General features: G+C 63.6%; 7 protein-coding genes. 5 read left to right on the forward strand and 2 right to left on the reverse strand.

Annotation, left to right across the window (positions count from 1 at the left end):
• Both aroB and EN991_RS21335 read right to left on the reverse strand, forming a co-directional pair.
• The coding region (aroB, locus tag EN991_RS21330) for a 3-dehydroquinate synthase (protein ID WP_127369488.1) at positions 1 to 886 on the reverse strand (886 nt) is incomplete at its 3' end.
• Positions 883 to 1,494, reverse strand: a complete 612-nt coding sequence (locus tag EN991_RS21335; RefSeq protein WP_024503735.1) for a shikimate kinase — start codon at positions 1,492 to 1,494, stop codon at positions 883 to 885. The genes aroB and EN991_RS21335, both read right to left, overlap by 4 nt.
• 210 nt (positions 1,495 to 1,704) lie before the next feature.
• Between EN991_RS21335 and EN991_RS21340 the strand changes: the two genes are divergently transcribed.
• From EN991_RS21340 to EN991_RS21360, 5 genes are all read left to right on the forward strand, one after another.
• Positions 1,705 to 1,857, forward strand: coding sequence for a hypothetical protein (locus EN991_RS21340; protein ID WP_013529356.1), 153 nt, complete (start codon positions 1,705 to 1,707; stop codon positions 1,855 to 1,857).
• Positions 1,858 to 2,775, forward strand: coding sequence for a site-specific tyrosine recombinase XerD (locus EN991_RS21345; RefSeq protein ID WP_063169115.1), 918 nt, complete (start codon positions 1,858 to 1,860; stop codon positions 2,773 to 2,775).
• Positions 2,776 to 2,874: 99 nt separating this feature from the next.
• A complete protein-coding gene (locus tag EN991_RS21350) occupies positions 2,875 to 3,825 on the forward strand; it encodes an acetyl-CoA carboxylase carboxyltransferase subunit alpha (RefSeq protein ID WP_024503734.1) in 951 nt (316 codons plus the stop codon).
• A 217-nt stretch (positions 3,826 to 4,042) separates the two neighbouring features.
• A complete protein-coding gene (locus tag EN991_RS21355) occupies positions 4,043 to 5,341 on the forward strand; it encodes a murein L,D-transpeptidase family protein (RefSeq protein WP_024503733.1) in 1,299 nt (432 codons plus the stop codon).
• 8 nt (positions 5,342 to 5,349) lie between these two features.
• Positions 5,350 to 5,563: sulfurtransferase TusA family protein (locus tag EN991_RS21360; RefSeq protein ID WP_164769249.1), on the forward strand; the 214-nt coding region annotated here is incomplete at its 3' end.

A 5,563-nucleotide genomic window follows, 5' to 3' on the forward strand; every position in this document is an offset into this window, starting at 1 on the left:
CGTCGGGGCTGGCCAGATTGAGCCGCGACGAGAACCGGTAGGCCAGCGCCATGCCGATGGCGACCCCTTCGCCATGGACGAGACGGCTTCCGTCATATTGGGTGGCGGCTTCCAGCGCGTGGCCGAATGTGTGGCCGAGATTGAGCAACGCGCGGTCGCCGGTCTCGAACTCGTCACGCGCAACCACGTCGGCCTTGGCGCGGCAGGCTTCGGCAATCGCCTGCGCCCTCTCCGGCCCGCCGGCAAAAACCTGGACCCAATTCTTTTCCAGCCAGGCGAAAAATTCCGGCCGGTCGATGAGCCCGTATTTGGCGAGCTCGGCATAGCCGGCGCGGAATTCCCGGATCGGCAGCGTGTCGAGCACCCCTGTGTCGGCCAACACCAGTTTCGGCTGATGGAAGACGCCGACAAGGTTCTTGCCGCGTGGGCTGTTGATGCCGGTCTTGCCGCCGACCGAGGAATCGACCTGCGCCAGCAGCGAGGTCGGAATCTGCACGAAATTCATGCCGCGCCGAACGATGCCGGCGGCAAAGCCGGCAAGGTCGCCGATAACGCCGCCGCCGAAGGCGATGACGATGTCGCCGCGCTCCAGTTTCGCAGCCAGCACACCGTCGACCACCTCTTCGAGATGGGCAAAACTCTTGGTCTTCTCGCCAGGCGGCAGGGTGATCACCGCGGTCTGGATGCCACCCGTTTCGAGGCTGGCCTTCAGCGCATCGAGATGCGCTGCCGCGACATTGGCGTCGGTGACGACCGCGGCGCGTGTGCCCGGCAGCCGGCGCGCAATCTCGGCACCCGCGCGGGCCAACAACCCCGAGCCGATCAGAATGTCGTAGGTCCGGTCGCCAAGGCCGACTTCGACGACAACGGGTGCCTCGATGCTCACTGTTCCACCTCGCCCGTCGCAGCCGCCTGATCAATGCCGAAATGCCGGCACAGCGCGTCCACCACCTCGGTAGCGATGACTTCCTTGCGGTCGTCGCGGGTCGGCACTGTGACGTCCGATGTCGCGTAGACCGGATAGCGCTCGCCCATCAGCCGCTCCAGCACGGCGCGCGGGTCGGCGCTTTTCAGGAGCGGCCGGTTCTGTTTCTTGGCGACGCGATCCATCAGAAGGTCGAGTTCGGCCTTCAGCCACACCGAGACGCCCTGCGCTGCAATCGCCTCGCGCGTCTGCGCATTCATGAAGGCGCCGCCGCCGGTCGACAGCACCTGCGGCCCGTTTTCCAGCACGCGCAGGATGACGCGCTGCTCCAGCGCCCTGAATTCGGTCTCGCCGTAGCGCTCGAACAGTTCCGGAACGGTCATGCGCGAGACGCTTTCGATCTCCTGGTCGCTGTCTATGAAGGGCAGCGCCAGCATCGTCGCCACCTTGCGGCCGATCGCCGTCTTGCCGGCGCCCATCAGTCCGACGAAGACGACGGAACGGCTGCCCAGCCTGCCGAGCAACGCGGCGTGGTTCTCGTCTGGAGGATTTGCTGGCAGCGCGTTCATCGGATGTTTCGAAGGCCCTCTTTGCCGGCGTATCGACATGAAAAGCCCGTTTGCGTCAAGCGTGGCAAGTGCCTTGAACCCGATATGGACCGGCAGGGTCTGCATCAGAAGTTGCTAACAGGCCCCAGCTTCTTCCTTGAATTGGCCGGATTGGCGTCCCATAAGGGGACAGGGTTTGGAAACGCAGAACAAGAAGACGGGCGAAAATTGATGCCGACACTGTTTCGCTTTGTCGTGGTAACGGCGATTCTGGCTGGCATTGCCTATGGTACGATGTTCGCACTGGTGATGTTCGTCGAGCCAAAGAAGGGGGAAATGAGCGTGCGCATCCCTCCGGAAAAGCTCAATCCCAAGAAAAGCTGAATGAACAGCGCGGCCCGCATCGAAGCCTTTCTGGAAATGATGAGCGCCGAGCGGGGCGCGGCCGAAAACACGCTTTCCTCCTACCGCCGCGACCTCGAGGACGCTTCCGGCGCGATCGATGGCGGGCTGGCCGGTGCCGCCGCCGCCGATATCCGCGCCTATCTCGACGACATTGCCGCCCGCGGCTTTGCCGCCACGTCGCAGGCGCGCAAACTGTCGGCGATCCGCCAGTTCTTCAAATTCCTCTACGCCGAAGGCCTGCGCGGCGATGACCCGACCGGCACGCTGGACAGCCCGAAAAAGGGCCGCCCGCTGCCCAAGACGATGAGCGAGGCCGACACCGGCCGGCTGATCGACCGTGCAGCAATTGAAGCCGGCGATGTCTCGTCGGGCGATGGGGACAGCCTGGCATCACTGCGCCTGCATGCGCTGGTCGAGGTGCTTTACGCCACCGGCCTGCGCGTTTCCGAGCTGGTCGGCTTGCCGGTGACGGTGGCGCAACGCGACGACCGCTTCTTCATGGTGCGCGGCAAGGGCGACAAGGAGCGCATGGTGCCGCTCTCCGCCAAGGCACGCGCGGCGATGAAGACCTGGCTTGCCGCCCGCGCCAAGGTGCCAGCCTTGGCCGACAGTCCGTTCCTGTTTCCGGCCGCCTCGGACAGCGGCTATCTCTCGCGCCAGGTCTTCGCGCGTGACCTGAAAGGGCTGGCGGCAAGGGCCGGCATTGCCTCGGCGAAGATCTCGCCGCACGTGCTGCGCCATGCTTTCGCCAGCCATCTCCTGCAGAACGGCGCCGATCTGCGGGCCGTGCAGCAATTGCTTGGCCATGCCGACATATCGACGACACAGATTTACACCCATGTGCTGGAAGAGCGGCTGGTGCGGCTGGTCAACGATCATCATCCGCTTGCCGACTAGGCCTCATATCGCTATGTGAGGACGACATTTCACCGCCCGGAGCCTTAGATTCAAGGGTTCCGTCAGCCACTGCCTTCCGACGTATCGGTCCGCTCACGCATGTATAATTACCTCGATTTCGAAAAGCCGGTGCAGGACCTCGAGGGCAAGATCCTCGAGCTGAAGAAGCTTGCCGAGAATGGCGAGGCGGTCGATGTCGGCGACGAGATCAACCGTCTCGAGAAGCGCTCCCGCGACGCATTGCGCGATGCCTACAAGGCGCTGACGCCTTGGCAGAAGGTGCAGGTGGCGCGCCATCCCGACAGGCCGCATTGCGTCGACTACATCAAGGGCCTGTTCACCGATTTCACGCCGCTGGCCGGCGACCGCAATTTCGGTGAGGACCAGGCGATCGTCGGCGGTTTCGCCCGTTTCCGCGGCGAACCCATTGCCATCATCGGCCAGGAAAAAGGTTCCGACACAGCCAGCCGCCTGAAGCACAATTTCGGCTCGGTTCGGCCGGAGGGCTACCGCAAGGCGGTACGGCTGATGGAACTGGCCGACCGCTTCAAGATCCCGCTACTGACGCTGGTCGACACGGCCGGCGCCTATCCCGGAGTCAACGCCGAGGAGCGCGGCCAGGCGGAGGCTATCGCCCGTTCAACCTCGACCTGTCTTGGCCTGAAAGTACCGTCGATCTCGGTGGTCATCGGCGAAGGCGGTTCGGGCGGCGCCATTGCCATCGCCACCGCCAACCGCGTCTACATGCTCGAACACGCCATCTATTCGGTGATTTCGCCGGAAGGTGCCGCCTCGATCCTGTGGCGCGACACGACACGATCGAAGGACGCGGCGACCAACATGAAGATCACCGCGCAGGATCTTCTGGAACTGAAGATCATCGACGCCATCATCCCCGAGCCGCTCGGCGGTGCGCATCGCGGCGCCGAAACCGTGATCGCCGCGACCGGAGACCTCATCGCCAGGACGATGAAGGACTTCGCCGGCGCCAACACCGATTTCCGCGAACAGCGCCGCGAAAAATACCTGGCCATGGGCCGCAGTCTCTGACCACAGGCACCCTTGGCCGCAACAATGTGGCGGAGCGGAGCATTTTTGCCACAAAAATGCCGCTGCATTCGGCTCAATGAGACTGCCGCAGGGGGATGCGTCGGCACTTGCGGTAAGGAATTTATTAGGGTTAACGGGCTTAGGGTCCGTCGATGCGCAGTGTAGCAGCCGGGGCAGGAAACGTCCTGGCGCCAGAGAAAAGACGATATCCGTAGCCATGTTTGTCAAGCTTGCCCGCACCGGAATCCTGATCGCTGCCCTCGGCGTTGCCGGCTGCAACAATTCGTCGATGAAGGATTTTGCCCCGGAGGCCAACAAGCCGCTGCCCGACAAGATCCTCGCCGACATGAGGGCCAAGGGCATGGTCCGCACCTCGTCGGTGATGGCCCGCATCTTCAAGGAAGAAGGCAAGCTCGAGATCTGGAAGGCCAAGACCAACGGCCGCTATGACATGGTTGCCAGCTACGACATCTGCAAATGGTCGGGCAAGCTCGGGCCGAAATACACCGAAGGCGACCGCCAGGCGCCGGAAGGCTTCTACACGGTGCGCCCGGCGCAGATGAATCCGCGCTCGAACTACCATCTGTCCTTCAACATCGGCTATCCCAACGCCTATGACCGCGCCAACGGCCGCACCGGCTCCAATTTGATGGTGCACGGCGCCTGTTCGTCGTCGGGCTGCTATTCGATGACCGATGCGCAGATCGAGCAGATCTATGCCTTCGGCCGCGACGCCTTCCAGGGCGGCCAGACCGAGTTCCAGATCCAGGCGTTTCCGTTCCGCATGACCGCCGCCAACATGGCGCGCTACCGCAACGACCCGAATTACGACTTCTGGAAGATGCTCAAGGTCGGCTACGACAATTTCGAGATCACCAAGGTGCCGCCGAAGGTCGATGTCTGCGAGAAGCGTTATGTCTTCAACCAGGTAGCCGCCGACGGTCAGACATTCGATCCGACTGGCGCCTGCCCGGCGACGACGCAGCCTGATTCGCTGAAGAGCGCCTACAATTCCTACATGAGCACCTATGACGCGGCGTTCAGCGGCGCGGTCAAGGCCAGCGTGCCGGCGCCCAAGCCGACCATCGCCGGTATCAAGGAAGCCAGCATCGTCTCCGACTGGTCCAAGCGCCGCGCACGCGGCGAACGCGTACCGATCGATCCGCCGTCGCTCAACAATGACGGCTCGGTCACCGAGACGGCACGCATGGGCCGCATCGATTCGCCCGCTGGCCGCAAGATGGCGGCTCTTGACGCGGAAAAAGCTGCCAAGCAGAAGGCCGAGGAGCAGAGGCTGGCTGCCATTGAGGCGGCTAAGCAAGCCAAGGAAGCCGCCAAGGCCCAGGCTCTGGCCGAAAAGGAGGCCGAGAAGGCCGCCAAGGAGGCCCCAGTCGCCACCGCGACCATCGCGGCTCCTTCGGAAACGGCGCCAATGGCTGAAACGCAAGCGGCGAGTGCCGACGAGAGTCGCGTGACGAAGCTGAAGAACAAGCTGCTCGGCATGTTCGGCGGTTGATATCGCCCGTGGCTGATCGCGCCGCTATTTATGACCTCAAGGGGCTGAACTGCCCCTTGCCCGTGCTCAAGGCCAAGAAGCGCCTGGCGGGGATGCAACCGGGCAGTCGGCTCTGGTTGGAGACCACCGACCCGCTCGCCGTCATCGACATTCCGGCATTCTGCTCCGAGAGCGGCCACCAGTTGATTGAAACGGCCGCGGTCTCCGGCGGCCATCGCTTCC

It is taken from the genome of Mesorhizobium sp. M7A.F.Ca.US.005.03.2.1 (assembly GCF_003997795.1).
Classification (GTDB): Bacteria; Pseudomonadota; Alphaproteobacteria; order Rhizobiales; family Rhizobiaceae; genus Mesorhizobium; species Mesorhizobium ciceri.